The organism is Ferrovibrio sp., assembly GCF_046297895.1.
In the GTDB taxonomy this organism is placed as follows: domain Bacteria; phylum Pseudomonadota; class Alphaproteobacteria; order Ferrovibrionales; family Ferrovibrionaceae; genus Ferrovibrio.
Genome location: NZ_JBKBHC010000005.1, coordinates 310,294 through 334,645, shown reverse-complemented (window position 1 = coordinate 334,645; position 24,352 = coordinate 310,294). Strand labels below are relative to the sequence as shown.

General features: G+C 66.0%; 20 protein-coding genes. 5 read left to right on the top strand and 15 right to left on the bottom strand.

The window, feature by feature from the left end; translation table 11 throughout:
- Positions 1–45: 45 nt before the first annotated feature.
- From ACK4FK_RS10810 to ACK4FK_RS10780, 7 genes are all read right to left on the bottom strand, one after another.
- On the bottom strand, positions 46–1,020 hold the full coding sequence (locus ACK4FK_RS10810) for a glycerophosphodiester phosphodiesterase (protein ID WP_409744961.1): 975 nt from the start codon (positions 1,018–1,020) through the stop codon (positions 46–48).
- Entirely contained in the window at positions 1,017–3,278 is a 2,262-nt protein-coding gene (gene rnr, locus ACK4FK_RS10805; RefSeq protein ID WP_409744960.1) for a ribonuclease R, read from the bottom strand. Before rnr ends, ACK4FK_RS10810 begins: the two co-directional genes overlap by 4 nt.
- A gap of 5 nt (positions 3,279–3,283) precedes the next feature.
- Entirely contained in the window at positions 3,284–6,016 is a 2,733-nt protein-coding gene (gene topA / locus ACK4FK_RS10800) for a type I DNA topoisomerase (RefSeq protein WP_409744959.1), read from the bottom strand.
- A gap of 168 nt (positions 6,017–6,184) precedes the next feature.
- Positions 6,185–6,685 (bottom strand): PAS domain-containing protein, encoded by a 501-nt coding sequence (locus ACK4FK_RS10795; protein ID WP_409744958.1) that lies wholly within the window; start codon positions 6,683–6,685, stop codon positions 6,185–6,187.
- 130 nt (positions 6,686–6,815) lie between these two features.
- Entirely contained in the window at positions 6,816–7,289 is a 474-nt protein-coding gene (locus tag ACK4FK_RS10790; protein ID WP_409744957.1) for a YchJ family protein, read from the bottom strand.
- A gap of 1 nt (position 7,290) precedes the next feature.
- Positions 7,291–7,932, bottom strand: a complete 642-nt coding sequence (locus ACK4FK_RS10785; RefSeq protein WP_409744956.1) for a muconolactone Delta-isomerase family protein — start codon at positions 7,930–7,932, stop codon at positions 7,291–7,293.
- A 147-nt stretch (positions 7,933–8,079) separates the two neighbouring features.
- Positions 8,080–9,957, bottom strand: a complete 1,878-nt coding sequence (locus ACK4FK_RS10780; protein WP_409744954.1) for a PHA/PHB synthase family protein — start codon at positions 9,955–9,957, stop codon at positions 8,080–8,082.
- Positions 9,958–10,135: 178 nt separating this feature from the next.
- Between ACK4FK_RS10780 and ACK4FK_RS10775 the strand changes: the two genes are divergently transcribed.
- The 5 genes from ACK4FK_RS10775 (at position 10,136) to recJ (ending at position 16,613) form a co-directional block, all read left to right on the top strand.
- Complete coding sequence (locus ACK4FK_RS10775) at positions 10,136–11,125, top strand: hypothetical protein (protein WP_409744952.1); 990 nt, start codon at positions 10,136–10,138, stop codon at positions 11,123–11,125.
- A gap of 95 nt (positions 11,126–11,220) precedes the next feature.
- Entirely contained in the window at positions 11,221–12,441 is a 1,221-nt protein-coding gene (locus ACK4FK_RS10770) for an LL-diaminopimelate aminotransferase (RefSeq protein WP_409744951.1), read from the top strand.
- Entirely contained in the window at positions 12,434–13,753 is a 1,320-nt protein-coding gene (locus ACK4FK_RS10765; protein WP_409744949.1) for a homoserine dehydrogenase, read from the top strand. Before ACK4FK_RS10770 ends, ACK4FK_RS10765 begins: the two co-directional genes overlap by 8 nt.
- Before the next feature lie 26 nt (positions 13,754–13,779).
- Positions 13,780–14,793 (top strand): class II fructose-bisphosphatase, encoded by a 1,014-nt coding sequence (glpX, locus tag ACK4FK_RS10760; protein WP_409744947.1) that lies wholly within the window; start codon positions 13,780–13,782, stop codon positions 14,791–14,793.
- 2 nt (positions 14,794–14,795) lie between these two features.
- Positions 14,796–16,613 (top strand): single-stranded-DNA-specific exonuclease RecJ, encoded by a 1,818-nt coding sequence (gene recJ / locus ACK4FK_RS10755; protein WP_409744945.1) that lies wholly within the window; start codon positions 14,796–14,798, stop codon positions 16,611–16,613.
- 49 nt (positions 16,614–16,662) lie between these two features.
- On the opposite strand, the gene ACK4FK_RS10750 is transcribed toward recJ, so the two are convergent.
- Genes ACK4FK_RS10750 through ACK4FK_RS10715 form a run of 8 tightly spaced genes read right to left on the bottom strand, consistent with a single transcriptional unit; the run spans position 16,663 to position 24,346 of the window.
- Positions 16,663–17,583 carry a DMT family transporter gene (locus ACK4FK_RS10750; protein ID WP_409744944.1) on the bottom strand — a complete coding sequence of 307 codons (921 nt, stop codon included), beginning with the start codon at positions 17,581–17,583 and terminating at the stop codon, positions 16,663–16,665.
- A gap of 21 nt (positions 17,584–17,604) precedes the next feature.
- Complete coding sequence (locus tag ACK4FK_RS10745) at positions 17,605–18,108, bottom strand: cupin domain-containing protein (RefSeq protein WP_409744942.1); 504 nt, start codon at positions 18,106–18,108, stop codon at positions 17,605–17,607.
- 58 nt (positions 18,109–18,166) lie between these two features.
- A complete protein-coding gene (locus ACK4FK_RS10740; RefSeq protein ID WP_409744940.1) occupies positions 18,167–19,054 on the bottom strand; it encodes an ABC transporter permease in 888 nt (295 codons plus the stop codon).
- Positions 19,051–19,992 (bottom strand): ABC transporter permease, encoded by a 942-nt coding sequence (locus ACK4FK_RS10735; protein WP_409744938.1) that lies wholly within the window; start codon positions 19,990–19,992, stop codon positions 19,051–19,053. The genes ACK4FK_RS10740 and ACK4FK_RS10735 overlap by 4 nt, the downstream gene beginning before the upstream one ends.
- Positions 19,993–20,047: 55 nt before the next feature.
- Entirely contained in the window at positions 20,048–21,571 is a 1,524-nt protein-coding gene (locus ACK4FK_RS10730; protein WP_409744936.1) for an ABC transporter substrate-binding protein, read from the bottom strand.
- 20 nt (positions 21,572–21,591) lie between these two features.
- Positions 21,592–22,662: an ABC transporter ATP-binding protein gene (locus tag ACK4FK_RS10725; protein WP_409744934.1), complete on the bottom strand. Its 1,071-nt coding sequence runs from the start codon at positions 22,660–22,662 to the stop codon at positions 21,592–21,594.
- Positions 22,659–23,630, bottom strand: coding sequence for an ABC transporter ATP-binding protein (locus tag ACK4FK_RS10720; RefSeq protein ID WP_409744933.1), 972 nt, complete (start codon positions 23,628–23,630; stop codon positions 22,659–22,661). Before ACK4FK_RS10720 ends, ACK4FK_RS10725 begins: the two co-directional genes overlap by 4 nt.
- Positions 23,630–24,346 carry a DUF1028 domain-containing protein gene (locus tag ACK4FK_RS10715; RefSeq protein WP_409744931.1) on the bottom strand — a complete coding sequence of 239 codons (717 nt, stop codon included), beginning with the start codon at positions 24,344–24,346 and terminating at the stop codon, positions 23,630–23,632. The genes ACK4FK_RS10720 and ACK4FK_RS10715 overlap by 1 nt, the downstream gene beginning before the upstream one ends.
- Between the last annotated feature and the right edge of the window lie 6 nt (positions 24,347–24,352).

Here is a 24,352-nt window from a genome sequence, read left to right as displayed (position 1 = left end):
GCAAATTTGTCCTCAGCCGCAGGATGCCGCCCGGATGCGAAGGATTTATGGCGATACCGGGGCGGCGGCCGGCAGGGGCAGGCCGCGCGCCTGCAGCGCGGCGCGCAGGCGGTCGGGGTAGTCGGTGATCAGGCCATCCACTTTCAGGCCGATCAGGCGATCCATCTCGGCCGGATCGTTCACGGTCCAGGGAATCACCTGCAGGCCCAGGGCATGGGCCTCCGTCACCAGGTCTGCCGTCACGTTGCGCCAGAAGGGCGACCACACCTGGCCATTTGCCGCTTTCACGAGTGCCGGCGTGGAGACATGGTCATCGGCATCCAGCCCGCCCAGCCAGGGGCTGGCATCCGGGCGGCCGCGCTGCACGTTATCGGAGGCCGTGCCCTCGATGGTGAGATGCACGCGCGGAATCTCGGGGGCCAGCCTGGCGGCCTCGGCCAGCGTGCGCCAGTCGAAGGACTGGATGCTGGCGCGCTGGCTTGCGTCGGCCTTGCGGATGGCCTGCACCACGGCCTGGGCAAGCTGTGCCGGCGTTGCCGTTTCATCGGGCTTGAGCGGGCTGAGCTTGGTCTCGATGTTGAAGCGTACGGACGTATTGCCGCTTTTCGCCGCCAGGGCAAACACGTCCTCCAGCGTCGGCATGCGGGTGCCATCCGCCGGCTTCTGCTCGGGATAGGTCTGGCCGTAACGGCTGGCCGGATCGAGCCGGCCGACATCGTAACGCTGAAGGTCGGCCAGCGTGCTGTGCCAGATTGCGGGGCCCGGCGCGGCGATCCATTTGCCGTCCAGCCGGGCAAGATGCGGTTGCAGCAGCGGATCGTGGCCGACCATCAGATGGCCGTCGCGCGTGAGCCCCACATCCAGTTCCAGCGTGCTGACGCCGAGCGTGAGCGCGGTGGCGAAGGCGGGCAGGGTGTTTTCCGGCGCCAGGCCGCGCGCGCCGCGATGGCCCTGCAGGTCGAAGGCAAAGGCCGGTGCAGACAGCAATAAGAGAGCAAGAGTGGCCGTGACGCGGATCATTTGCGTTTCCTGCTGCGATGCTTGGTCCAGCTCGGGCGGTTGGTGGTTTTCTTGATTGCCGGCTTGCCCCCGCGGGCGCGCGGTACGCTGCCCCCGCTGCCCAGGATCTCGAAACGCAGCCCGCCGGTGACGGGCGTGGCTTCTTCCAGCCGCACGGTGACGGTATCGCCCAGGCGGTAGCGTTTTTTCGTGCGCTTGCCGACCAGGGCGCGATGCGCCTCGTCATGGGCGTAGAAATCATCCGACAGCGACGAGATCGGCACGAAGCCGTCGGCGCCGGTTTCCTCCAGCGTGACGAACAGGCCGAACCGCGTGACGCCCGAGATGCGGCCGTCGAATTCCGCGCCGACATGCTCGGACATGAAGGCGGTGACGAAGCGGTCCATGGCATCGCGCTCGGCCTGCATCGAGCGGCGCTCGGTCAGTGAGATATGCTCGGCGATGCTCTCGAAATTGACATCGTCTTCCGGCGCCAGGCCATCGTCCCCCAGTTTCAGGCCACGCACCAGCGCCCGATGCACCAGCACGTCGGCATAGCGGCGGATCGGCGAGGTGAAATGGGCGTAGCGCTGCAGGTTGAGGCCGAAATGGCCCTGGTTGCCGGGTGAGTAATAGGCCTGCATCTGGCTGCGCAGCACCACCTCGTTGATCAGGCGCTCATGCTCGCTGCCGCGCGCCGCCACCAGGATGGCGTTGAAATGCATCGGCCGCAGGCCCTGGCCCTTGGCCAGTCGGTAATCCAGCGTATCGAGGAACTTGCGCAAGCTATCGATCTTCTCGTCCGAGGGCTGCTCGTGCACGCGGTACATGCAGGGCTGCTTGCGCTTTTCCAGTTCTTCGGCGGCGGCCACGTTGGCCGCGATCATGAAATCCTCGATCACCTGATGGCTCAGCATATGCTCGCGCGGCCTGATGGCGGCGATGTGACCATCCTTGCCCATCACCACGCGGCGTTCGGGCGCGGTGATGGCCAGCGGCTGGCGCGCCTCGCGCGCCCGGTTCACGGCGGCATGGCAGGCATAGAGCGGCTTCAGCACGGGTTCGAGGAAGGGCAGGGCCACCTCGTCGGGATTGCCGTCGATGGCGTCCTGCACCTGGCGGTAACTCAGGCCGGCGGCGCAGCGCATCAGGCCGCGCACGAATTTGTGGCGCTTCTTGTTGCCATCGGCATCGAACCACAGATGCACGGCCAGGCAGGCACGTTCCTTGCCCTCCACCAGCGAACACAGATCGGCCGACAGGGCCTCGGGCAGCATCGGCACCACGCGGTCGGGGAAATAGGTAGAATTGCCGCGCTGGCGCGCATCGTGATCCAGCGCGCTGCCGGGCCGCACGTAATGCGCCACGTCGGCGATGGCGACGATGGCATGCCAGCCGCCCTTGTTGTGCGGATCGTCGTCGGGTTCGGCGAATACCGCGTCGTCATGGTCGCGGGCGTCTTCCGGGTCGATCGTGATCAGCGGGATCTGCCGCAGGTCCTCGCGCTCGCCCAGATGCACCGGTTTGGCCTTTTCGGCTTCGCGCATCGCGGCATCGGTGAAGCGGGTCGGGATGCCGAAACTGTGGATCGGGATCAGGCTGAGCGCCTTGGGATCGGTGCTGTGGCCGATCACCTCGACGATCTTGGCCGGCTTCAGCCCGAAGCGCCGGCCGGGCAGGGGCTGGGCCACGACGATCTCGCCGGACTTGGCACCGGCATAATGTTCGGGCGCGATCACATATTCATGGCGCAGCTTGCGGTCGGTCGGCTGCAGGCGGCCCTGGCCATATTCCGTCAGGGTGAAGACGCCGAGGACCGGCTGCTCTTCCTTTTCCAGCCGCTTGATGACGCGGCCGGCATAGCGGTTGCGTCCGGCGCGGCTGAGGCGTGCCAGTACACGATCCCCCACGCCGGTATCGGCCATCTCGCGCCGGCGCGCCTTGCCGCCGGTCTCAAAGATGATGCGCGGCGCTTCGCCTTCGCCTTTCCACTCGACCGGGCGGCCAAGCAGGTCGCCGTCGCGATCCAGCTTCACGATGTCGACGAGGCAGACTTCCGGCAGTTCGCCCTTGGGCGTCAGCTTCTTGCCATGACCCTGATTGATGTCGCCCTCGGCCTTCAGCTCGCGCAGCAGGCCTTTCAGGGCGACGCGGTCGGCGGGGCCGATGCCAAAAGCCTTGGCGATCTCGCGCTTGCCCGCCTTGCCGGGATTGTCGGCAATGAATTGCAGGATGTCCTGTTTGGACGGCAGATGGGCGGTGGCTTTTTTCTTGGCCACGTCGGCTACGCTGCGGCAGCTTTCTTGCCGCCGGTTGCTTTCTTCGGTGCCGCCTTCTTGGCCGCGGCTTTTTTCGCCTTCGGCTTGGCCGCCGGCTTTTCCGCCTTTGGTGCTGCGGCCTTCTTGGCCTTCGGCGCGGCCTTCTTCTTGCCCTTGCCGCCCGTTTTGGCGCGGGCGGCGATGGCTTCGATGGCCTGCTGCATGGTCACGGCGTCGGTTTCCACGCCCTTGGGCAAGGGCGCGTTGGTGGCGCCATGCTTCAGATAGGGGCCGTAGCGCCCGTCGATTACCTGGATCGGCTCGTTGTCGTCGGGATGTTTGCCCACTTCGCGCAGCACGGTGAGCTGGGCGCGCTGGCGCGGGCCTTTGCGGCGCGCATCGGCCTCGGCGATCTTCTGGACGGCATGGTTGATGCCGATCTCCAGCGCTTCCATGGCGTCTTTCAGCTTGGTATAGGCGCCGTCATGCAGCAGGTAGGGTCCGAAGCGGCCGAGGCCGGCGAGGATTTCCTTGCCGGTATCGGGATGCAGGCCCACCACGCGCGGCAGCGCCAGCAGCTTCAGCGCCATTTCCAGCGTGACGTCCTCGATGGTGACGCCCTTGGGCAAAGAGGCGCGCTTGGGCTTGGTCTTCGCCTTGCCTTCGCCCTCGGCCTCGCCAAGCTGCACGTAAGGGCCGAACGGGCCCTGGCGCAGGGTGATCATCTGGCCGGTGGCCGGATCGGCGCCCAGTTCCTGCGGACCCGAAATGGCGATGTCGCCATGGCCGTTGCCGGCACTGAGCGGCCGCGTGTAGCTGCATTCGGGATAATCCGAGCAGCCGATGAAGGCGCCGGTGCGACCGGCCTTGATGGCAAGCTGGCCCTTGTTGCAGGCGGGGCAGAGGCGGGCCGACTTCCCGTCTTCGCGCGGCGGGAAGAAGTGGTGTTCCAGCAGCGCGTTGATGGCGTCCAGCACTTCGCCGCGGCGGCCCATCTTCTCGTCGATGCGGGTCACGGCGTCCTTCACCGACACGGCCGTGCTGCCTTCCTTGGGGTCGTGCAGCGAGAAATCCTGCCAGAAATCCTCCAGCACCTTCTTCCAGTCGAGTTTGTGCTCGGCGATCTCGTCCAGCTTCTCTTCCAGGCCGGCGGTGAAGCTGTAGGCGAAATACTGCTCGAAGAAGCAGACCAGGAAAGCATAGGCGAGCCAGCCGGCATCCTCGGGCTGGAAGCGCTTGTTCTCCAGCCGCACGTAGTTGCGCGCCTTCAGCACTTCCAGGATGGCGGCGTAGGTGGAGGGCCGGCCGATGCCCAGCTCTTCCAGCTTGCGCACCAGGCTGGCTTCGGAATAACGCGGCGGCGGCTCGGTGAAATGCTGTTCCGGCTTGACGCCTTCTTCCTTCATCGCCTCGCCGACATTCATCTTCGGCAGGCGCGCGCCTTCCTCGTCGTCGGCCGATTTGTCGTCGACGCCTTCCTCATACAGCTTGAGGAAGCCGGGCGAGAGCACGACCGTGCCGGTGACGCGGAAAGCGCCGGTGTTCTTTTTGTCGGCGATATCGACCGTGGTGCGTTCCAGCTCGGCGGATTCCATCTGGCTGGCCAGGGCGCGAACCCAGATCAGCTCATAGAGCTTGAGCTGCACGTCGTCGAGGTAACGCGCCACGGCTTTCGGCCGGCGGCGGAAATCGGTGGGGCGGATCGCCTCGTGGGCTTCCTGGGCGTTCTTCTGCTTGGTCTTGTAGACGCGCCAGCTTTCCGGCACGGCATCGCGGCCAAAATCCTCGGCGATCACGTCACGCGCGGCGCGGATGGCTTCGTCAGCCATGCTGACGCCGTCGGTACGCATATAGGAGATGAGGCCGGTGGTCTCGCCGCCGATGGTGACGCCTTCATACAGGCGCTGGGCGATCTGCATGGTCATCTGCGCCGAGAAGCCCAGCTTGCGCGCGGCCTCCTGCTGCAGGGTGGAGGTGGTGAATGGCGGGGCCGGATGGCGCTTGGCCGGCTTGATGGATACATCCGTGACGAAGTAGTCCAGGCCCTGCAGCTTGGCCACGGCGGCCTTGGCGGCGGCTTCGGTATTGATGTCGAACTTGTCGAGCTTTTTGCCGCCCAGCTCCACCAGCCGCGCGGAGACGGTCTGGTTCTGCGGGGTACGGAAATCGGCGCCGATGGTCCAGTATTCCCGGGCTCGGAAAGCCTCGATCTCGGTCTCGCGCTCGCAGATCAGCCGCAACGCCACCGACTGCACACGCCCGGCCGACTTGGCCGAGGGCAGCTTGCGCCACAGCACGGGCGAGAGGGTGAAGCCGACCAGGTAATCCAGGGCGCGGCGGGCCTGCTGGGCATTCACCAGGTCCATGTCGATGTCGCGCGGCTGCGCCATGGCGTCCAGCACGGCCGACTTGGTGATCTCGTTGAACACCACGCGCTTGACCGTCTTGCCCTTCACGACCTTGCGGTTGTTCAGCGCCTCCAGCACATGCCAGGAAATCGCCTCGCCCTCGCGGTCGGGGTCGGTCGCCAGGATCAGGGTATCGGCTTCCTTCAGGGCGCCGGCGATGGCCCGCACGGATTCCGACCCGCGGCCGGACATCTCGTAGTGCATTTCGAAGTCTTTGTCGGGCTCCACCGAGCCGTCCTTGGCCGGCAGGTCGCGCACATGGCCGAACGAGGCCAGGACCTTGTGGCCGGGACCGAGGTATTTCTCGATGGTCTTTGCCTTCGCCGGGCTTTCGACGACAACGACTTTCATAATCTGCGGTTTTCCAACAAAAATGAGGCGGACGTTTTAACCAGTCTGGGGCCACGGCAAATCCGGCGCGGCAGCCGGAACATGGGCGATGGAATCCGGCTTGTCAAACCCGATTGCCGGACGGGGTATATAACTTACTGATTTATATGAATAATCGGGACGGCCAGCTCAGGACAGCCGGTCTTCCTGGGCCGGTTCCAGCGGGAAGGCGGCCACCAGCAGCATGCGGCAATCCTCGCCCCCGGCGGTGAGCGGCAGGGCCAGGCGCTCCCAGCTCCGTTCCACCTGCCAGGTCGAGCGCTTGTCGCGCGAGGTGTAGTCGAAGGTGGCGGTGTAGCGGCGCGACATCGGCATGCGGCTATGCACCACGGCATCGTATTCGGTGCGCAGCAGCTCGGCCTGCTGGGCCGGCAGTTCGTTCACCCGCTTGCCGGTCATGTCGACCTTGAACTGGTTCACGAAGGTCGAGCCGTAGAGACGGTAGATATAGTCGCCATCGTCCCGGCGCTCGACCAGCATCAGGTTGCCCAGCCAGGGCTTCATCTCGATGGGGTCGATATCGGCGCGGTCGGGCATGGCGCGGCCCTGGCGCTTGCCGGCCCAGTAGGCATAGAGCGCCTGGAGCGTTTCCAGCGTCAGTTGCGGCGCGCCTTCCAGCATCCGTCCCATACGGCTCTTTACTACCCCCGGTCGTGCGGAACCGGATGCCGACCCAACATCCGGTATGTTTCGCAACAGGATACCGCAAAAGACAGGGGATGTCAGCCGTGGTGGCGATTCAGGGCGGTTTTTCGTATGCCTATGCCCGCCCGCAGCATTGCTTGAACTTCCTGCCCGAGCCGCAGGGGCAGGGGTCGTTGCGGCCGACCTTGATTGGCCGTAACGCGGTCTCGCCGTCGACATAGACCCAGTTCTGGTCGGCCTCGCGGCGGAAACGCGAGCGTTCCTGTAGTTCATGCAGTTTGCCCTGCGCCCTGAAACGCGCGGCGAATTCCACGATGCCGGTGCTGTCCGTCGCCCCGCCATCCACAGTGTCGAGAATCTCCAGCCCCAGCCACTGGGTCTCGCGCATGCCGGCGCTGACATCGGCCATATCGAATCCGGCGCGATGCTCGGGCGCCAGCGTGCGCGCCAGATATGCCACGTCGCCGCGGGCATAAGCCGTGTAGCGCGAGCGCATCAGGGCCAGCGCGGTGGGCGCCGGCCGGCCGGCCAGGATCGGACCGCAGCAATCCTCGAAAGACAGGCCGGACTGGCAGGGGCAGGCCGGCACGTCAGGCCGGCTTTTCGTGATGCTCGGCCGGGCGGGCAAATTGCGGGAAATTGGGGTGCATCATCAGGGGGATCACGTCCACCTTGGTGAAGCAGGGATAAAGCGGCATGCCGCGCAGCGTGGCGGCCACAGCATCGGCATCGGGCAGATTCCATAACACATACGTGCCCAGCGCGTTGGCGCGGCGCCAGATGCCGACAAGCTGGCGTTTGGCCAGCATCTCTTCCGACTTGCGCCACTCGGCCTGCACCAGCTCCTGGAACTTGTCGCCGGCGCGCAGGTATTCGATGCGCACGTCGCAGAGGAACAGGTTGCTGTCGGGCTTGGGTTTGGTGTCGGGTTTTTCATGCGTGGTCGCGCCGCGGGCAAATTGCGGGAAGTTCGGATGCCCGATCAGCGGCGTCACCTTCACATCGGTGAAGAAGGGATAGAGCGGCATGGCGCGCACCTGGTTGCCCACCGCCTCGTTGTTCGGCATGTCGAGGATGAACATGGTACCCATGCCGTTGGCCTTGCGCCAGATGCCGACGAACTGGCCCTTGGCCAGCAGCCGCTCTTCCTCGTCCCACTCCGCGCGCACCAGCTGCTGCGCCTTGTCGCCCAGGCTGGTGAAGTTGAAGGTGACATCCACGAGTGCAAGCATGTTTTGGGTTCCCTAATTTGTCATGCCCGGGCTTGTCCCGGGCATCCACGAATTTTGTTTAACCGTGAGCTCTCAGGAGACCCCAAGACGTGTATGCCCGGATCAAGTCCGGGCATGACGTTGATGGGGGCGAGGACTACGGAGTGTTCAATCCACGATCCGCTTTTTCACATAGCTGCCCGGCGCATCCTCGATGGCTTTCAGCTTGCCGCTGCCCGGCACGCGGGCGGGCACCTTCGGGCCGGACTTGGCCGAGAGCCACTTGTCCCAGTCGTCCCACCACGAGCCGGGGATTTCCTTGGCGCCCTTGATCCACTCGTCCACACTGGCCGGGTTGGTCTTGGCCTCGTTCAGCCAGTGTTGATACTTCTTCGCCGCCGGGTGGTTGATCACGCCGGCGATATGGCCCGAGCCCGCCATCACGAAACGCACCGGCCCGCCATAAAGCTGCGTCGCCTTGTAGACGGATTTATAGGGCGCGATGTGGTCGTCCTTGCTGGCCTGCAGGTAGACCGGGATCTTGATCTTGCGCAGGTCGAGATGTTCGCCGGCCAGTTCCAGCGCACCGGGCTGCGACAGCAGGTTCTTCTGATACATGTTGCGCAGGTAGAAGCCATGCATCTTGGCCGGCATGCGCGTGCAGTCGGAATTCCAGTACAGCAGGTCGAAGGGGAAGGGTTCCTTGCCCAGCAGGTAGTTGTTCACCACGAACGACCAGATCAGGTCGTTGGCGCGCAGCATGTTGAAGGTGGTCGCCATCTCGCCGCCGTCGAGATAGCCTTTTTCCGACATCAGGTTTTCCAGATAGCTGAGCGTGTCTTCGTCGGTGAAGACGCTGAGTTCGCCGGCTTCCGAGAAATCCACCTGGGCGGCAAAGAAGGTCACGGCCTTGATGCGGTCGTCGCCCTTCGCCGCCATCCAGGCCAGCGTGGACGCCATCAGGGTGCCGCCGATGCAATAGCCGATGGCGGTGACTTCCTCCTCGCCGGTGGCCTTCTTCACGGCATCCAGGCCCGCCAGGATGCCCTCGCGCATGTAGCTTTCGAAGGTCTTGTCCACCAGCGTCTCGTCGGGCTGGTTCCACGACACGACAAAGACGGTATAGCCCTTCTCGGTCATCCACTTGATGAACGAGTTCTCCGGCTTGAGATCGAGGATGTAGAACTTGTTGATCCAGGGCGGCACGATATAGAGCGGCCGCTTGTAGACCTCCTTGGTCGTCGGCGCATACTGGATCAGCTGCATCAGGTCGTTCTGGTAGACCACCTTGCCCGGCGTGACGGCGATGTTCTCTCCCACCGTGAAGGCTTTTGAATCCACCATCTTGATGTTCAGCTTGCCCTTGCCGCGCTCCATATCCTCCAGCAGGTTCTGCAGGCCCTTCACCAGGTTCTCGCCGTTGCTGTCGATGGTGGCGCGCAGCACTTCCGGATTGGTAAGGGCGAAATTGGAGGGCGACATCGCGTCGATGAACTGGCGGGTGTAGAAATCGACCTTCTTCGCCACCTTGGGGTCGACGCCCTCCACATCAGTGACGGTCTTCTGCAGCCAGCGCGAGGTGAGCAGGTAGGATTGCTTGAGATAGTCGAACAGGGCGCCCTGTTCCCAATGCGGGTCGCGGAAGCGCTTGTCGCCCTTGTCGGGCTGCACCAGCGGTTCGGCCGGCTTGCCCAGGAAACGGTCGGCGGTATTGGCCCACAGCTTGGCGTAATCCTGCCACAGCTTCACCTGGGCCTCGGCCAGCTTGGCGGGGTCGGCCATCAGCTTGGCCGCGATCTGCATGTAGGCGCCGGTCAGGTTCAGCGGATCGGGATTGACCGGGGGGCTGAGCGAAGGGGGCAGGGGGCTGCCGGCCTGTGCGCCAGCCCCGGTTCTGGCCTGTTCGGCCTGCTGCCGGGCGGCAAATTCGCTGATCAGTTTTTGGCTCTGTTCGGCGATCCTGGCCCAGGTTTGCGCCCAGACGGCCGGATCGGGCAGCTTGATATCCGTCTCCGGTTTCCTGTCACTGTCCGGTTGCTTCGCCATCCGACAGTCCTTATTCTCGGGGCCCGTTTCCTCGCCCTGCGACTCCGGCTTTGCCGCCGGATTTCCACGGCACGGATTGAGGTTACGGGATAGGGAATCGCCCTGCAAGGCTGACGGGAAAACCCAGTGGCCAACCGGGCGGAACCGCTGGTTTTTAGGCGTTTAGGGGGATTTTGAGATGGCAGGTATCGGCAGGGCTTCCGCCGACAAGGCGATCCGAGGCAGCCTTGGGCTGCGCGGTGCGACCATGACCGCCTTGCTGGCCGCCATGCTCTCTCTGGGTGGCTGCGGCACCTGGGCGGACCCGACCGAGTGGTCGGACCCGACGGGCTGGTTCAGCGACGACAAGGACGAGGCCCCCGCCGCCGGTTCGCCGGCACCGACTGCCGGCACGGACGACCGTTTCCCCAATCTGGGCCGGGTGCCGCCGCGCCCGGTCGAGATGTCGTCGTCTGGCGAGCGTCGCCAGGCCATCGACAGCCTGAACGCCGACCGCGCCAATGCCCGCCATACCGACGAGGAACTGCGTGCCCGCCCGGCGGACAGCAACGCACCGCCGCCGGCGCCCCGCGCCCCGGTCAGCCAGTTGCCCTCCAGCGCGCCGGCCCCGCTGCCGCGCGGCGCCACCGAGCCGCAACGGCCCGTCGCCCAGGTGCAGGGCCAGCAGATGCCTGGCCAGGCCATGCAGCCCGCACCCGGCATGGCGCCGGCTGCGCCGCAGCCGCGTTCCGCCGGCATGGTTGATGCCTTCTCGGCCAGCCTGGCTCAGTCTTCGGCCAACACGCTGCCGCCCAACCTGGCACAGCAAAACGCGGCAGCGCCGACCTTCGGGGCGCCGTCGAGCGTGCCGCTGCCGGGCAGCCAGCAGCTTCTTGCCATCATCCGCTTCAACAACAATGAAACCGTGCTGGGGAATGACGACAAGGCCCTGGTGCGCAAGGTGGCGGAATATTACAAGGGCGTCGGCGGCAAGGGTTCGGTGCGCGTGATCGGCTATGGCCTCGCCGCGACCGGCGGCCTGCCGCAGCGGCGCGTTGACAACGTCGCCGCCGAACTCAAGCGTCGCGGCGTGGCCCAGGTGGCCACGGCCTTCGCCCCGCCGGTGACCGGCTATGCCGCCGGCGCCGAGGATTACAGCCGCCGGATTGAAATCTATCTCGTGAACTGAACCAGATTTCGATCACATAACGGCGGGGGCGCGGGGCGACAAGCTACCGCGCTTTCGCATAACTGGAGCCCGATTTTTTTCGGATTTGCAAAGCCATGGATACCGAGTTTTACCGCATCAAGCGTCTGCCGCCCTACGTGTTCGAGGAAGTGAACCGTATGAAGGCGCAGGCCCGCGCCCGTGGCGAAGACATCATCGATTTCGGGATGGGCAACCCCGATAACGCCACGCCGCCGCATATCGTGGCCAAGCTGGTGGAAGCCGCGCAGAATCCGCGTGCCCACCGCTATTCCTCCAGCCGCGGCGTGCCCGGCCTGCGCAAGGCGCTGGCCAATTACTACGGCCGTCGCTTCGGCGTCGAACTCGACCCCGAGAAAGAGGCCATCGTCACGCTGGGGTCCAAGGAAGGCCTCGCCAACCTGGCCATGGCGATCTCGGCGCCGGGCGACACCGTGCTGGTGCCCAATCCCAGCTATCCGATGCATGCCTTCGGCTTCATCATCGCCGGCGCCAACGTGCGCAGCGTGCAGATCGGCCCGGGGATCGATTTCTTCGCCGGCCTCGACCGCGCCTACCAGCACAGCATCCCCAAGCCGATCGCCCTGATCGTCAGCTTCCCGGCCAATCCCACCGCGATGACCGTCGACCTGGCTTTCTACGAGGCGATCGTCGACTTCGCCAAGAAGCGCGGCATGTGGGTGATCTCGGATCTGGCCTATTCCGAGATCTATTTCGACGGCAATCCGCCGCCCTCGATCCTGCAGGTGAAAGGCGCCAAGGACATCGCGATCGAATTCACCTCGCTGTCCAAGACCTACAACATGCCGGGCTGGCGCATCGGCTTCGGCGCCGGCAATCCGGTGCTGATCGGCGCGCTGGCGCGCATGAAGTCGTACCTCGATTACGGCGCCTTCACGCCGATCCAGGTGGCGGCCACCGCGGCGCTGAACGGCCCGCAGGATTGCGTCGAGGAAATCCGCCAGACCTACAAGTCGCGCCGCGACGTGCTGGTGAAAGGGCTGAATGCCGCCGGCTGGCCGATCCCGATGCCGAATGCCTCGATGTTCTGCTGGGCACCGATCCCCGAGCGCTATGCGCATCTCGGCTCGGTGGAATTCTCCAAGCTGCTGCTGCGCGAGGCCGAGGTCGCCGTCGCGCCGGGCATCGGTTTCGGCGAGCATGGCGATAACTTCGTGCGGCTCGCTTTCGTCGAAAACGAGCATCGCACCCGTCAGGCCGTGAAGAACATCAAGCGCCTGCTCGGTTCGCCCTCCAATCTTCCCGATCCGGCGGAGAAGGCTGTCGCCAATGGTTAAGGTCTATGTGAAGTCGGCGCCGCCGCTGAAAGTCGGTATCGCGGGGCTGGGCGTGGTGGGCGCCGGCGTGGTGCGCCTGCTGGATCAGCATGCCGGCATGATCGCGGCGCGGGCCGGCCGTCCGATCAAGGTGGTGGCGGTCTCCGCCCGCGATAAGCGCAAGAAACGCGACATGCCGAAAGGCGGCTGGCGCTGGTATGCCGATGCGGTCGAGTTGGCGAAGGATCCCGAAGTCGAGGTGGTGGTCGAACTGATCGGCGGCGCCGACGGCAAGGCGCGGCAACTGGTCGAAACGGCGCTGAAACTGGGCAAGGGCGTGGTCACCGCCAACAAGGCGCTGCTGGCCATGCATGGCGCGAAGATCGCCGCCCTGGCCGAAACCAAGCAGGCGCCGCTCGCCTTCGAAGCCGCGGTGGCCGGCGGCATCCCCATCCTGAAGGCCCTGCGCGAAGGCCTGGTTGGCAATCGCGTCGAGCGCATCACCGGCATCCTGAACGGCACCTGCAACTACATCCTCACCGAAATGCGCGAAACCGGCCGCGATTTCGTTGAGGTGCTGCGGGAAGCGCAGAAGCTGGGCTATGCCGAGGCCGATCCCAGCTTCGACGTGGACGGCGTCGACGCCGCCCACAAGCTGGCGGTGCTCACCTCGCTGGCCTTCAACACCCAGGTGAATTTCAGCGCCGTACATGTCGAGGGCATCCGCCACGTCTCGGCCATCGACATCGCCTTTGCCAAGGAATTCGGCTATCGCATCAAGCTGCTGGCCATCGCCCGCCGCACCCCGCGCGGCATCGAGCAGCGCGTGCATCCCTGCATGGTGCCGGCGGATACGCCGATCGCCCATGTGGACGGCGTGTTCAACGCGGTGGCGGCGGAAGGCGACTATGTCGGCCGCGTGATGTTCGAGGGCCGCGGCGCCGGCAGCAACCCGACCGCATCGGCCGTGGTGGCCGACCTGGCCGACCTGGCCGCCGGCCGCCATGCGCCCGCCTTCGGCGTGCCGGCGGCGAAACTGCAGCCGCTGAAGGCCGCCGCCATGGCCGATCATGTCGGCCGTTACTACATCCGCCTGATCGTGCGCGATCAGCCAGGCGTTCTGGCCGATGTATCGGCTGTGCTGCGCGACGAGAAGATCTCGATCGAAAGCCTGGTGCAGCGTGGCCGCTCGGAAGCCGAGAACCAGCCGGTGGCGGTGATGCTGATCAGTCACGAGGCGCGTGAGGCCGACATGGTCCGCGCCATGAAGCGCATCGCCAGGCTGCGTTCGGTATTGCAGCCGCCGGCGCTGATCCGCATCGAACCGCAATAAACCTTTCAACCGCTCTGGAGCTGACGATGGCGACGGGCAAGGCAGTCAAATCCAAGGCGAAGGCGACAGCGCCGGTTGCAGTCGACAGTATCTCGGTCGAGCGCAACCTGACGCTGGAAGCCGTTCGCGTCACCGAGGCAGCCGCCATCGCCGCCGCCCGCTGGGTCGGCCATGGCGACGAGATGGCCGCGGACCAGGCCGCGGTGGATGCCATGCGCACGGCCCTCAATGCGCTCAGCATCGACGGCACCATCGTGATCGGCGAGGGCGAGCGCGACGAGGCGCCGATGCTCTATATCGGCGAGAAGGTCGGCACCGGCACCGGACCGCGCATCGATATCGCCCTCGATCCGCTGGAAGGCACCTCGATCACTGCCAAGGGCGGCAGCAATGCCATGACGGTGATCGCCTTCGCCAATGCCGGCTGCTTCCTGAATGCACCGGATGTCTACATGGACAAGATCGCCGTGGGCGGCGGACTGCCCGAGGGCGTCGTCGATCTCGACCTGGCGCCGGCCGAGAACCTGAAGCGCCTGGCCGACGCCAAGGGCATCGCGGTCTCCGAGCTCACCGTCTGCATCCTCGACCGACCGCGCCACATGGATCTGATCGGCCAGGTGCGCGGCACCGGCGCCCGCATCGCCCTGATCTCCGACGGCGACGTGGCCGGCATCATCGCCACCACCGACCCCGATACCGGCATCGACATATACATGGGCTCGGGCGGCGCGCCGGAAGGCGTTCTGGCGGCGGCGGCGTTGCGCTGCATCGGCGGCCAGATGCAGGGCCGGCTGATTTTCCGCAACGAGGACGAACGCAGCCGCGCGCGCCGTCTTGGCATCGAAAAGCTCGACCGCAAATATAACCTCACCGACATGGCCTCGGGCGATGTGATCTTCTCGGCCACCGGCGTCACCGACGGCCCGCTGCTGCACGGCATCCGGCGCGTGCCCGGCGGCCACAGGGCTAATTCCATCGTCATGCGCTCGCAGACCGGTACGATCCGCCGCATCGAGGCGGTGATCCGCACGCCGGTCTGAGCATGAACGGCCTGCTGACCGCGCCGGCCGCTTCCGAAACACCGTTCCTGGGCGTAACCCGGTCGGTGCAGGGGCGCCGCTGGCGCCTGCGCAATAGCGACGAGCGGCTGGCGCTGGCGCTGGCGCAGCAGGCCGGACTGCCGGAAATCCTCGGCCGCGTGCTGGCCGGGCGCGGCATCGACCTGGACGTGCTTGAGGACTACCTCAATCCCTCGCTGCGGCGCCTGCTGCCGGATCCCTCGCGCTTCCGCGACATGGATGCCGCCGCCGACCGCCTGGCCCGCGCCATCGAGGTGGGCGAGAGCGTGGCCGTCTTCGGCGATTACGACGTGGACGGCGCCACCTCCACGGCCTTGCTGAACCGCTTCTTCCGCGCCATCGGCCGGCCTCTGCGCGTCTATATCCCTGACCGCCTGAAAGAGGGCTATGGCCCCAATGCGCCGGCCCTGCGCCGGCTGGCGGCCGAAGGCGTGAAGGTGGTGGTGACCGTGGATTGCGGCACGCTGGCCTTCGCCCCGCTGGAGGATGCCGCCGCCGCCGGTCTGGACGTGATCGTGGCCGACCACCATCTGGCCGAGCCCGACCTGCCGCGCGCCGTGGCCATCGTCAATCCCAACCGTCTGGACGAGCAGCCGGGGTTTGGCCAGCTCGCCGCCGTGGGCGTCACTTTTCTGCTGGTGGTGGCGGTGAACCGCCGCCTGCGCGAACGCGGCTTCTACAATGCGGATCGGCCGGAACCCAACCTGATGGGCTGGCTCGATCTGGTGGCGCTGGGCACCGTCTGCGACGTGGTGCCGCTCACCGGCCTGAACCGCGCGCTGGTGGGGCAGGGGCTGAAGATCCTGCGCGGGCGCAACAATGCCGGGCTTGCCGCCCTGGCCGACATCGCCGGCGTGAACGAACCGCCCGGTGCCTATCACCTCGGCTTCCTGCTCGGGCCGCGCGTGAATGCCGGCGGCCGCGTCGGCCAGGCGGATCTCGGCACGCGGCTGCTGTCCTGTGACGATCCGCGCGAAGCGGCGGCCATGGCCGCAGAGCTTGATCGCTACAACCGCGAACGGCAGGAAATCGAAGGACAGGTTCTGCTTGAAGCCATGCAGGAACTGGAGCATGTGCCCGAAACGGCCGCCCTGGCTCTGGTGGCGCGGCAGGGCTGGCATCCTGGCGTGATCGGCATCGTGGCCGCGCGCATCCGCGAGGCGGCCGGCCGGCCCAGCTTCGTGATCGCGCTGGATGAAAATGGCATCGGCAAGGGCTCGGGCCGTTCGATCCCCGGCGTCGATCTCGGCGCCGCCGTGGTGGCGGCCGGCCAAGCGGGTTTGCTGGTGAATGGCGGCGGCCATGCCATGGCAGCCGGCCTGACGGTGGAAGCGGCGAAGCTGAACGAGTTGAAGGCTTTCCTCAACGAGCGCCTGCGCGACGCGGTGACCCGCGCCGGCGCCTCTGCCTCGCTGGGTTTCGATGGTGCCGTGGGCGTCGGCGGCTGCAATGTCGATCTGTTTGAAAAGCTGGAACAGCTCGGGCCCTATGGCTCGGGCAACCCGGAGCCGCGCTTTGCGCTGACGGCGGCGCGCGTCATCACTGCCGATGTGGTGGGCGAAAAGCATGTGCGCTGCCTGCTGGCCGGCGGCGACGGCAGCGGCCCGCGCCTGAAGGCCATCGCCTTTCGCAGCATCGAGGGCGAGCTTGGCCCGGCCCTGTTGCAGGCCCGCCAGACCGGTGCGCCGCTGCATCTGGGCGGCCACCTGCGCGCCGATTACTGGCGCGGCGAGCGCCGGGTGCAGTTCGTGCTGGAGGATGCGGCGCAGCCGCAGGGCTGAAGGCGGCGATTATTGCATCGTTGCAGATGGCCGCTTAGCCGGATTCCGGTCAGGGCGGAGGCGTGGCCGCGGCCTTGGCGGCAGCTTCCTTGCCGCGCAGGCGTTCGCGATGCAACACGTAAAGACCGCTGCCGACGATCAGCAGGATGCCGACGCTGGCCAGCGCATTGGGCACATCGCCCCAGACCAGCCAGCCGAGCAGCAGCGCCAGCGGCAGGCCGGTATAGCGCAGCGGTACGATGACGTGCACCTCGGCATGGCGGAAGGCGTCGACGGTGCAGAGATAGCCGGCGGCGATGCACAGGGCGGCAATTGCCACGAAGCTGAACTGGCGCAGGCCCATCGGCACCCAGCCCTCGATCAGGGCAAGGGTCAGCGCCACCAGCATCAGCATCCCGACATTGGTGAGGATGATGATCGAGGAGGGAATCTCGGCCCTGATCTTCTTGGTCACCAGGTCGCGCACCACGATGCAGGCCGCCGCGCTGACACCCAGGATCGAGTAGGCGCTGAAGCTTTCGGCACGCGGCTGCACCACCAGCAGAACGCCGAGGAAACCAACGATGACCGCGACCCAGCGTCGCCAGCCGACGGCTTCGCGCAGCACGATCGCCACCACCGCCGTCATCATGAGGGGCGATGACATGTGGATGGCCATGACGTTGCCGATCGGCGTGTGGAACAGCGCGATCATGTAGAAATAGCTGCTGATCAGGTCGATGCTGCTGCGCAGGACCACATGGCGGTCGAACATCCCGCCGATCTTGGGCATGGCGCCGGTGGCCTGGATCATCCCCAGGATGGCGATGGTGGCGATCAGACCACGCAGGGCCAGTATCTGGTTGGCCGGCACATCGCCGTAGACCAGCTTGCACAGCGCCTCGTTGATGGTGAAGAGGACAACCGCCAGCAGGAAGGAAATCATGCCGCGACGGTTGCCCGAACCGTGCAGCCGTTTGAGGAAGGTCATGTCAGGAGCAGGTGCCGGCGATCAACGCTTGCTGTTCGGATCGGCGTGGCCTGGATGCTTGTGGATGGGGTCCACCCAGGCCACGTTCTCGGGCTTTTCCGCCGGCTCGATATCCAGGTTCACCACGACGGGATCTTGCCCTGAGCGCACCAGCACGCATTCCAGCGTTTCGTCGCTGCTGGCGTTGATTTCCTGGTGCGGCACGTAGGGCGGCACGAAGATGAAGTCGCCCGGGCCGGCCTCGGCCACGAATTCCAGGTTGTTGCCCCAGCGCATGCGCGCCTTGCCCTTCACCACGTAGATCACGCTTTCCAGGTCGCCGTGATGGTGCGCCCCGGTCTTGGCATTGGCATGGATATGCACGGTGCCGGCCCAGATCTTCTGCGCGCCGACGCGGGCGAAATTGATCGCGGTGGCCCGATTCATGCCGGTCGTCTGCCCGGCCGTGGTGGGATCGAGCTGGTCGGCCGGAATCACCCGCACGCCGTCATGCTTCCAGTCGGTGTGGTGATGATCGTGGCCCATGGCGTCCTCCGTATACGATGCGGGTGATCGTAGGGAGGCGAAACCGTTCGGGCAAGGCTTACGCTTTGTGGCGCGGGTCCAGCGCGTCGCGCAGGCCGTCGCCCAGCAGGTTGAACGACAGCACCACCACGAAGATCGACAGGCCGGGCCAGATCGCCATCCAGGGCGCCTGTGTCAGGAAATCCTTTGCCGTGTTGAGCATGCTACCCCAGCTTGGCGCCGGCGGCTGTTGGCCCAGGCCGAGGAAGGACAGGCTGGCCTCGGCGATGATGGCCGAGGCAATCGTCAGCGTGGCCTGCACCATCAGGGCGGGCCAGATGTTGGGCAGGATATGGCGGAGTGCGATGCGCAGCGGCGGATTGCCCACAGCCTGCGCCGCCTCGATATAGTCTTCCACCTTCACCGCCTGCACCTGCGCCCGGGTCAGCCGTATGAAGATCGGCGCCGCCGAGATGCCGATGGCGATCATTGCATTGGTCAGGCTGGGGCCGAGGAAGGCGGCCATCGCAATCGCCAGGATCAGAAAGGGCACGGCCAGCATGGCATCGGTGAAGCGCATGATCAGGCCATCCACCAGCCCGCCGGCGTAACCCGACAGCAAGCCGACGGGAATGCCGATCAGCAGGGCGAGGAAAACCGAGATCACGCCAGCAAACAGCGAGGCGCGTGCGCCATGGATCACGCGGGAGAGCACGTCGCGGCCCAGCTCGTCGCCGCCGAAGGGATGTTCCAGTGTGGGTGCGGCGCGCAACGCGCTCCAGTCTGCCTCGGTGGGATCATATGGCGCGACCACGTCGGCCAGCACGGCCAGCAGCACGAATGCCACCACCACCACGAGGCCGACCACGGCACCCCTGCGCTTCAGCAGCCGGCGAAAGGCGCGCCGCGCCGGGCTTTCCTCGCGCTGGGCGGTTTTGGCGGCGTCGTCCATCGTCACGGCACTCATGCGCGCAGCCTCGGATTCACCAGGAAATAGGCAATGTCGGCCAGCAGGTTCAGCACGATGTAGGCTGTTGCGGTGCACAGCACGACGCCCTGGACGACGGCATAGTCGCGGTTGAAAACGGCATCGACGATCAGCTTGCCGAAGCCGGGGATCGAGAAAATCTGCTCGGTCAGCACGGCACCCGACAGAAGCTGGCCGAATTCCAGCGCGCCCAGCGTGATCACCGGCACGGCGGCATTGCGCAGGGCATGCTTGCCGATCACGATCTTCTCGCGCAGGCCCTTGGCCCGCGCCGTGCGGATATAGTCGCTGGACAACACCTGCAGCATGGCGCTGCGTGTATGGCGCATCATCACCGCGGCGATGCCGGTGCCCAGCACGAAGGCGGGCATGATCATGGATTCCAGATTACCGAGCGGATCTTCCAGCGGGCTGACATATCCCGATGCCGGCAGCCAGCCGAGTTCCACCGAAAACAGCAGGATCATCATGATCCCAAGCCAGAAATTCGGCGTGGACAGACCCCACAGTCCGACCACATTGGCGACATAGTCGGGCCAGCGGCCGTTATACAGCGCCGAGATCATGCCTGCCGGCAGGCCGATGCCCAACGCCACCAGCATGGATAGGACGGCGAGTTCGATGGTGACCGGCAGCTTCTCGACCAGCAGTTGCGATACCGGAAGCTGGATGCGGATGGATTCGCCGAAATCGCCCTGCAGAACGCCGCCGATCCAGATCAGGTAACGTTCGTGGATCGGTTTGTTGAGGTGATATTTATCGCGGATCTGTTCGATGGTTTCCGGATCGCGTTCCTCGCCCGCCATGGCAATGGCCGGGTCGCCGGGCAGTAGTTGCTGCAGCCCGAAGATGATGATCGACACGAACAGAAGTGTCGGCAGCAGGATGGCGAGGCGGCGGAACAGGAAACGGGTCATGGGGCCCTGGTGAGAATGGAGAGGGGATCGCGGCCGCGCCGCGATCCCCGGGATATCAGCCGAGCTTCATGCCGGTGAAGCGGATCAGGCCGTCGGGATATTCCTTGAAGCCCTGCAGCTTGTTGCCATAGGCCCATAGCCACTTGCGATGCAGCAGGTAGACGATCGGGCGCTCGGCCAGCACGATGGCGGCAGCCTTGTTCCAGGCGGCCTGGCGCTGGGCCATGTCGGTGGTCAGGCGGCTGTCGTTCAGGATCTCGTCCAGCGCCGGATTGCACAGACCGGAATAGTTCAGCGGCTGCTTGCAACCATGGAAGCTGTAGAGATTGCCGTCCGGATCGGGACGGCCGCTCCAGGCCAGGATATAGGCTTCGAAATCGCCCTTGTCGGCCATATTGAGCGAGGTGGCGAATTCGGTGGCCTGGATGCGCACGTCAAAGCCCGCTTCCTTGGCCATGGCCTGCACCACCTGGGCGATGTTGCGGGCATCGGTCGTGGTGGGCGTGACGAGGTTGACCACCGGATTGGGATTGCCGGCCTCCTTCAGCAGGGCCTTGGCCTTGGCCACGTCGCGCTTGGGGATCGGCGACGACTTGGCGTAATACGGGCTGTTCGGCGCGACCCACTGGTTGCCCGGCGTGGCCAGGCCGTCGAACACCACCTTGTTGATACCGTTGCGGTCGAGCGACAGCTCGAAGGCCTCGCGGATCTTGGCATTCGAGCCGAGCGCCGAGGTCTTGGCCTTGTCGCTTTTGCCGATGTTGATGGTGATGCCGTAATAGCCGATCTCGGTGATCGAGCCGAGTTTCAGCTTGGCATCCTTCTGCACGCTGGGCGCGTCGGTGGCGGCCAGGCGCTCCAGGATATCAAGCTGGCCGGAGCGCAGATTGGCGAGCCGCACGGTGGCATCGATGAAGGGACGGAATTCGATGCGCTGGAAGTGGATGTTGGCCTTGTTCCAGTAGCCGTCGAATTTCTCGACCACGATGCGGTCCTGCGCCACGCGTTCGACGAACTTGAACGGGCCGGCGCAGACCGGCGCGGTAGCGAATTTGTCGCCCAGCGCCTGTCCGGCCTTGGGCGAGATCATCATGCCGGCGCGGTCGGTCAGCGTGGCCAGCAGCGGCGCAAACGGTGCGGCCGTGTTCAGCCGAACGGTGAGGGGATCGACCACCTCGACCGAGGTGACGGCCGACAGCTCGCCGCGGCGCTGCGAGCCCTGCATGGTCTTGTGCCGTTCGATATTGTACTTCACGGCCTCGGCGTCGAACTTCTCGCCGTCATGGAAGGTCACGCCCGGGCGCAGCTTGAAGGTCAGGCTCTTGTTGTCGGCCGACCAGCTCCATTCGGTGGCAAGCTGCGGCACGACCTTCAGGTCGGGCGAGATATCCACCAGCTTGTCGCACAGGGCCGAAAAGACGACGCGGCCGACGAAGGTGCGGGCCAGCGTCGGGTCCAGGGCGTCGGGATCTTCGGCCAGGCCGAATTTCAGGGTCTGGGCCGAAGCCGATGACATGGCGCCGGGAGCAGCCGCCATGAGTAACGCCGCAAAGGCGGCATAGGTAGCGTGTCTGAACATGTCTGCCTCTCTCCTGTTGATTATTCGGTTTGGGTCACGGGTTCGCTGAATTTCGCCTGCAGCCGGGCCAGGCGCGCGGCGCCGGGCCGGTCGGTTTCGACGGGCAGGGGTGCTGCGTCCGGCAACTCGCGCCAGCGATGGCAGGCGACACTGTGGCCTGCTGCGGCGTCTTCCATGGCCGGTTTCGTCTGCCGGCACAGATCCACGGCGAAGGGACAGCGCGTATGGAAGCGGCAGCCGCCGGGCGGGTCGATCGGGCTGGGCACGTCGCCGGTCAGGATGATGCGCTGGCGGTTCGCCTTGGGCTGCGGAACCGGAATGGCCGACAGCAGGGCGCGGGTATAGGGGTGGCGCGGCGCGGCAAACAGTTCGGTTGCCGGCGCGATCTCGACGATATGGCCCAGATACATCACGGCGATGCGTTGCGAGATATGGCGCACCACGGCCAGATCATGGGCGATGAATACCAGTGCGATGCCGAAGCGGGCCTGCAGGTCCTTCAGCAGGTTCAGCACCTGGGCCTGCACCGAGACGTCCAGCGCCGAAACCGCTTCGTCCGCGACGATCAGGTTGGGTTGCACGGCGAGTGCGCGGGCAATGCCGATGCGCTGGCGCTGGCCGCCGGAGAATTCGTGCGGGTAGCGCCGGGCATGCAGGGGCCGCAGGCCGACCAGGCCGAGCAGTTCCTCCACGCGGGCCTTGCGTTTTTCCGGCGGCACCAGGCCATGCAGCATCAGCGGTTCGGCCAGGATGTCGCCCACGGTCATGCGCGGATTGAGCGAGGCGTAGGGATCCTGGAACACCAGCTGCATCTCGCGCCGCAGGTCGCGCAGGGCGCTGCCGTCCAGTCGCGTGATGTCGCGGCCATCGTAGCGGATCGTGCCGGCGGTGGGGTCCAGCAGGCGCAGCACCAGCCGGCCGGTGGTGGATTTGCCGCAGCCGCTTTCGCCGACCAGGCTCAAGGTCTCGCCGGCCTTCAGGCTGAAGCTGACATCATCCACCGCCGAGACATGGCTGACCGGCCGGCCCAGCCAGTTGGTCTTGGCGGTGAAATGCTTGGTCAGGCCATTCACTTCGAGAAGGGCGGTCATAGCAGCGGCGCCTTCCAGCAGGCAACGGCGTGCCCTGCGCCCACGTCGCGCAGTTCGGGCGCGGCAGCCCGGCATTCGGCATCGGCAAAGGGACAGCGGGGATTGAAGCGGCAGCCGGACGGCGGGTTCATCGGGTCCGGCACGCTGCCCTGGATGGCGGGCAGGCGCTCGCGCGTCACGTCCAGCCGCGGGATCGAGCCGAGCAGGCCGATGGTGTAGGGATGCTGCGGCTCGGCGAACAGCCGTTCGACCGGCGCCTTCTCCACGATGCGGCCGGCATACATCACCGCCACCTCGTCGGCCATCTCGGCGATCACGCCCATATCGTGGCTGATCAGCAGGATGGCGGTGCCCAGGTCGCGCTGTAATTCGCGCAGCAGGTCGAGGATCTGCGCCTGCACCGTCACGTCCAGCGCCGTGGTCGGCTCGTCGGCGATCAGCAGCTCCGGACCGCAGGCCAAAGCCATGGCGATCATCACGCGCTGGCGCATGCCGCCGGAAAGCTGGTGCGGATAGTCGTCGATGCGTTTTTCCGGCGCCGGAATCTTCACCTTGCGCAGCATGGCAATCGCCTGCGCGCGCGCCTCTGCCGCGTTCACGCCCTTGTGCCGGATCAGGCCTTCCGTGATCTGGTCGCCGATGGTGAAGGCGGGGTTCAGCGAGGTCATCGGTTCCTGGAAGATCATCGCCAGGCGGTTGCCGCGCAGGTCGCTCATGGCATCCGTATCCAGGCGGCTGAGGTCCTGTCCGGCGAAGCGGATGCTGCCGCCGGCGATGCGCGCGCCGGTTTTCGGCAGCAGGCCCATCACGGTGAGAGATGTCACCGACTTGCCGCAGCCGCTTTCGCCCACGATGCCCAGCGTTCTGCCGCCATCGACCGCGAAGCTGACGCCATCGACGGCGCGGAACTCGCTCCCCTGGTCGGTGGCGAAATGGGTGCGCAGGTCCTCGACTTCCAGCAGGGCCATCAGCCGGCCTCCTGCTGCAGTTTTTCCAGCCTTTGCGCCTCGGCCTCGATCACGGCGCGGTCCCACACGCCGCTTGGATTCTCGCGCGTGGCCATGAATTTCGAAAAGGCGGCGAAGCGGCCCTGCGAAAGGCCATACAGCCGGCGCAGCTCGGCCAGCGGCTCGGCATGGTCGTCCACGCGCAGGGACAGCGCCGGATATTCCTCGGTGGTGAAGACGATCAGCGCGGCCGACTGCTTGCCGCGCTTGTCGCCGCCCTCGGCCTGGCCGGCATCCAGCGCGTCGATCAGGCGTTCGGCGAAAGGCTTGGCGCTGGCGGCGAAACTGGCATGGGTGGCGTCGATCACGGCTGCGCCGGCCAGCATGTTGCCGGCCACCGAAAAGCCGTCGCCGGCCTTGTGCCCGCACCAGCCGATGCAGTCGCGGCCGGTATGCTGCGCCGTGCCGCCATGGCGGTCGACCAGATGCAGTTGCCGCGTCTCGCGGCCCTGGTCGGAGTCAACCAGCCGTTCCATCACGCTGGCCGCCGGCACGCCGTCTTTGAGCATGGCGATGCCGCGCGGGCCCCAGGTGGGATTGACCAGCGCCTGAGTCGCCAGCGCGCCGGCATTGGCCGCGGCATGGGGGCAGAGCGCGCCGACGGCAAAGAACTTCGTGGTCACCGCCACGCCGAAGGCGCCGGTCTGTTGATCGCGGGCGACGATGGACCAGGTCATGGCTGG

What these genes read in the sequence shown, in the direction of transcription:
- ACK4FK_RS10750 (WP_409744944.1), bottom strand. Translation starts at nt 17,583, where the DNA reads ATGACCTTCCTCAAACGGCTGCACGGTTCGGGCAACCGTCGCGGCATG.
- ACK4FK_RS10765 (WP_409744949.1), top strand. Translation starts at nt 12,434, where the DNA reads ATGGTTAAGGTCTATGTGAAGTCGGCGCCGCCGCTGAAAGTCGGTATC.
- ACK4FK_RS10745 (WP_409744942.1), bottom strand. Translation starts at nt 18,108, where the DNA reads ATGGGCCACGATCATCACCACACCGACTGGAAGCATGACGGCGTGCGG.
- ACK4FK_RS10775 (WP_409744952.1), top strand. Translation starts at nt 10,136, where the DNA reads ATGGCAGGTATCGGCAGGGCTTCCGCCGACAAGGCGATCCGAGGCAGC.
- recJ (WP_409744945.1), top strand. Translation starts at nt 14,796, where the DNA reads ATGAACGGCCTGCTGACCGCGCCGGCCGCTTCCGAAACACCGTTCCTG.
- ACK4FK_RS10730 (WP_409744936.1), bottom strand. Translation starts at nt 21,571, where the DNA reads ATGTTCAGACACGCTACCTATGCCGCCTTTGCGGCGTTACTCATGGCG.
- ACK4FK_RS10715 (WP_409744931.1), bottom strand. Translation starts at nt 24,346, where the DNA reads ATGACCTGGTCCATCGTCGCCCGCGATCAACAGACCGGCGCCTTCGGC.
- ACK4FK_RS10795 (WP_409744958.1), bottom strand. Translation starts at nt 6,685, where the DNA reads ATGGGACGGATGCTGGAAGGCGCGCCGCAACTGACGCTGGAAACGCTC.
- ACK4FK_RS10770 (WP_409744951.1), top strand. Translation starts at nt 11,221, where the DNA reads ATGGATACCGAGTTTTACCGCATCAAGCGTCTGCCGCCCTACGTGTTC.
- ACK4FK_RS10780 (WP_409744954.1), bottom strand. Translation starts at nt 9,957, where the DNA reads ATGGCGAAGCAACCGGACAGTGACAGGAAACCGGAGACGGATATCAAG.
- ACK4FK_RS10725 (WP_409744934.1), bottom strand. Translation starts at nt 22,662, where the DNA reads ATGACCGCCCTTCTCGAAGTGAATGGCCTGACCAAGCATTTCACCGCC.
- ACK4FK_RS10735 (WP_409744938.1), bottom strand. Translation starts at nt 19,992, where the DNA reads ATGACCCGTTTCCTGTTCCGCCGCCTCGCCATCCTGCTGCCGACACTT.
- glpX (WP_409744947.1), top strand. Translation starts at nt 13,780, where the DNA reads ATGGCGACGGGCAAGGCAGTCAAATCCAAGGCGAAGGCGACAGCGCCG.
- topA (WP_409744959.1), bottom strand. Translation starts at nt 6,016, where the DNA reads ATGAAAGTCGTTGTCGTCGAAAGCCCGGCGAAGGCAAAGACCATCGAG.
- ACK4FK_RS10720 (WP_409744933.1), bottom strand. Translation starts at nt 23,630, where the DNA reads ATGGCCCTGCTGGAAGTCGAGGACCTGCGCACCCATTTCGCCACCGAC.
- ACK4FK_RS10740 (WP_409744940.1), bottom strand. Translation starts at nt 19,054, where the DNA reads ATGAGTGCCGTGACGATGGACGACGCCGCCAAAACCGCCCAGCGCGAG.
- ACK4FK_RS10785 (WP_409744956.1), bottom strand. Translation starts at nt 7,932, where the DNA reads ATGCTTGCACTCGTGGATGTCACCTTCAACTTCACCAGCCTGGGCGAC.
- ACK4FK_RS10810 (WP_409744961.1), bottom strand. Translation starts at nt 1,020, where the DNA reads ATGATCCGCGTCACGGCCACTCTTGCTCTCTTATTGCTGTCTGCACCG.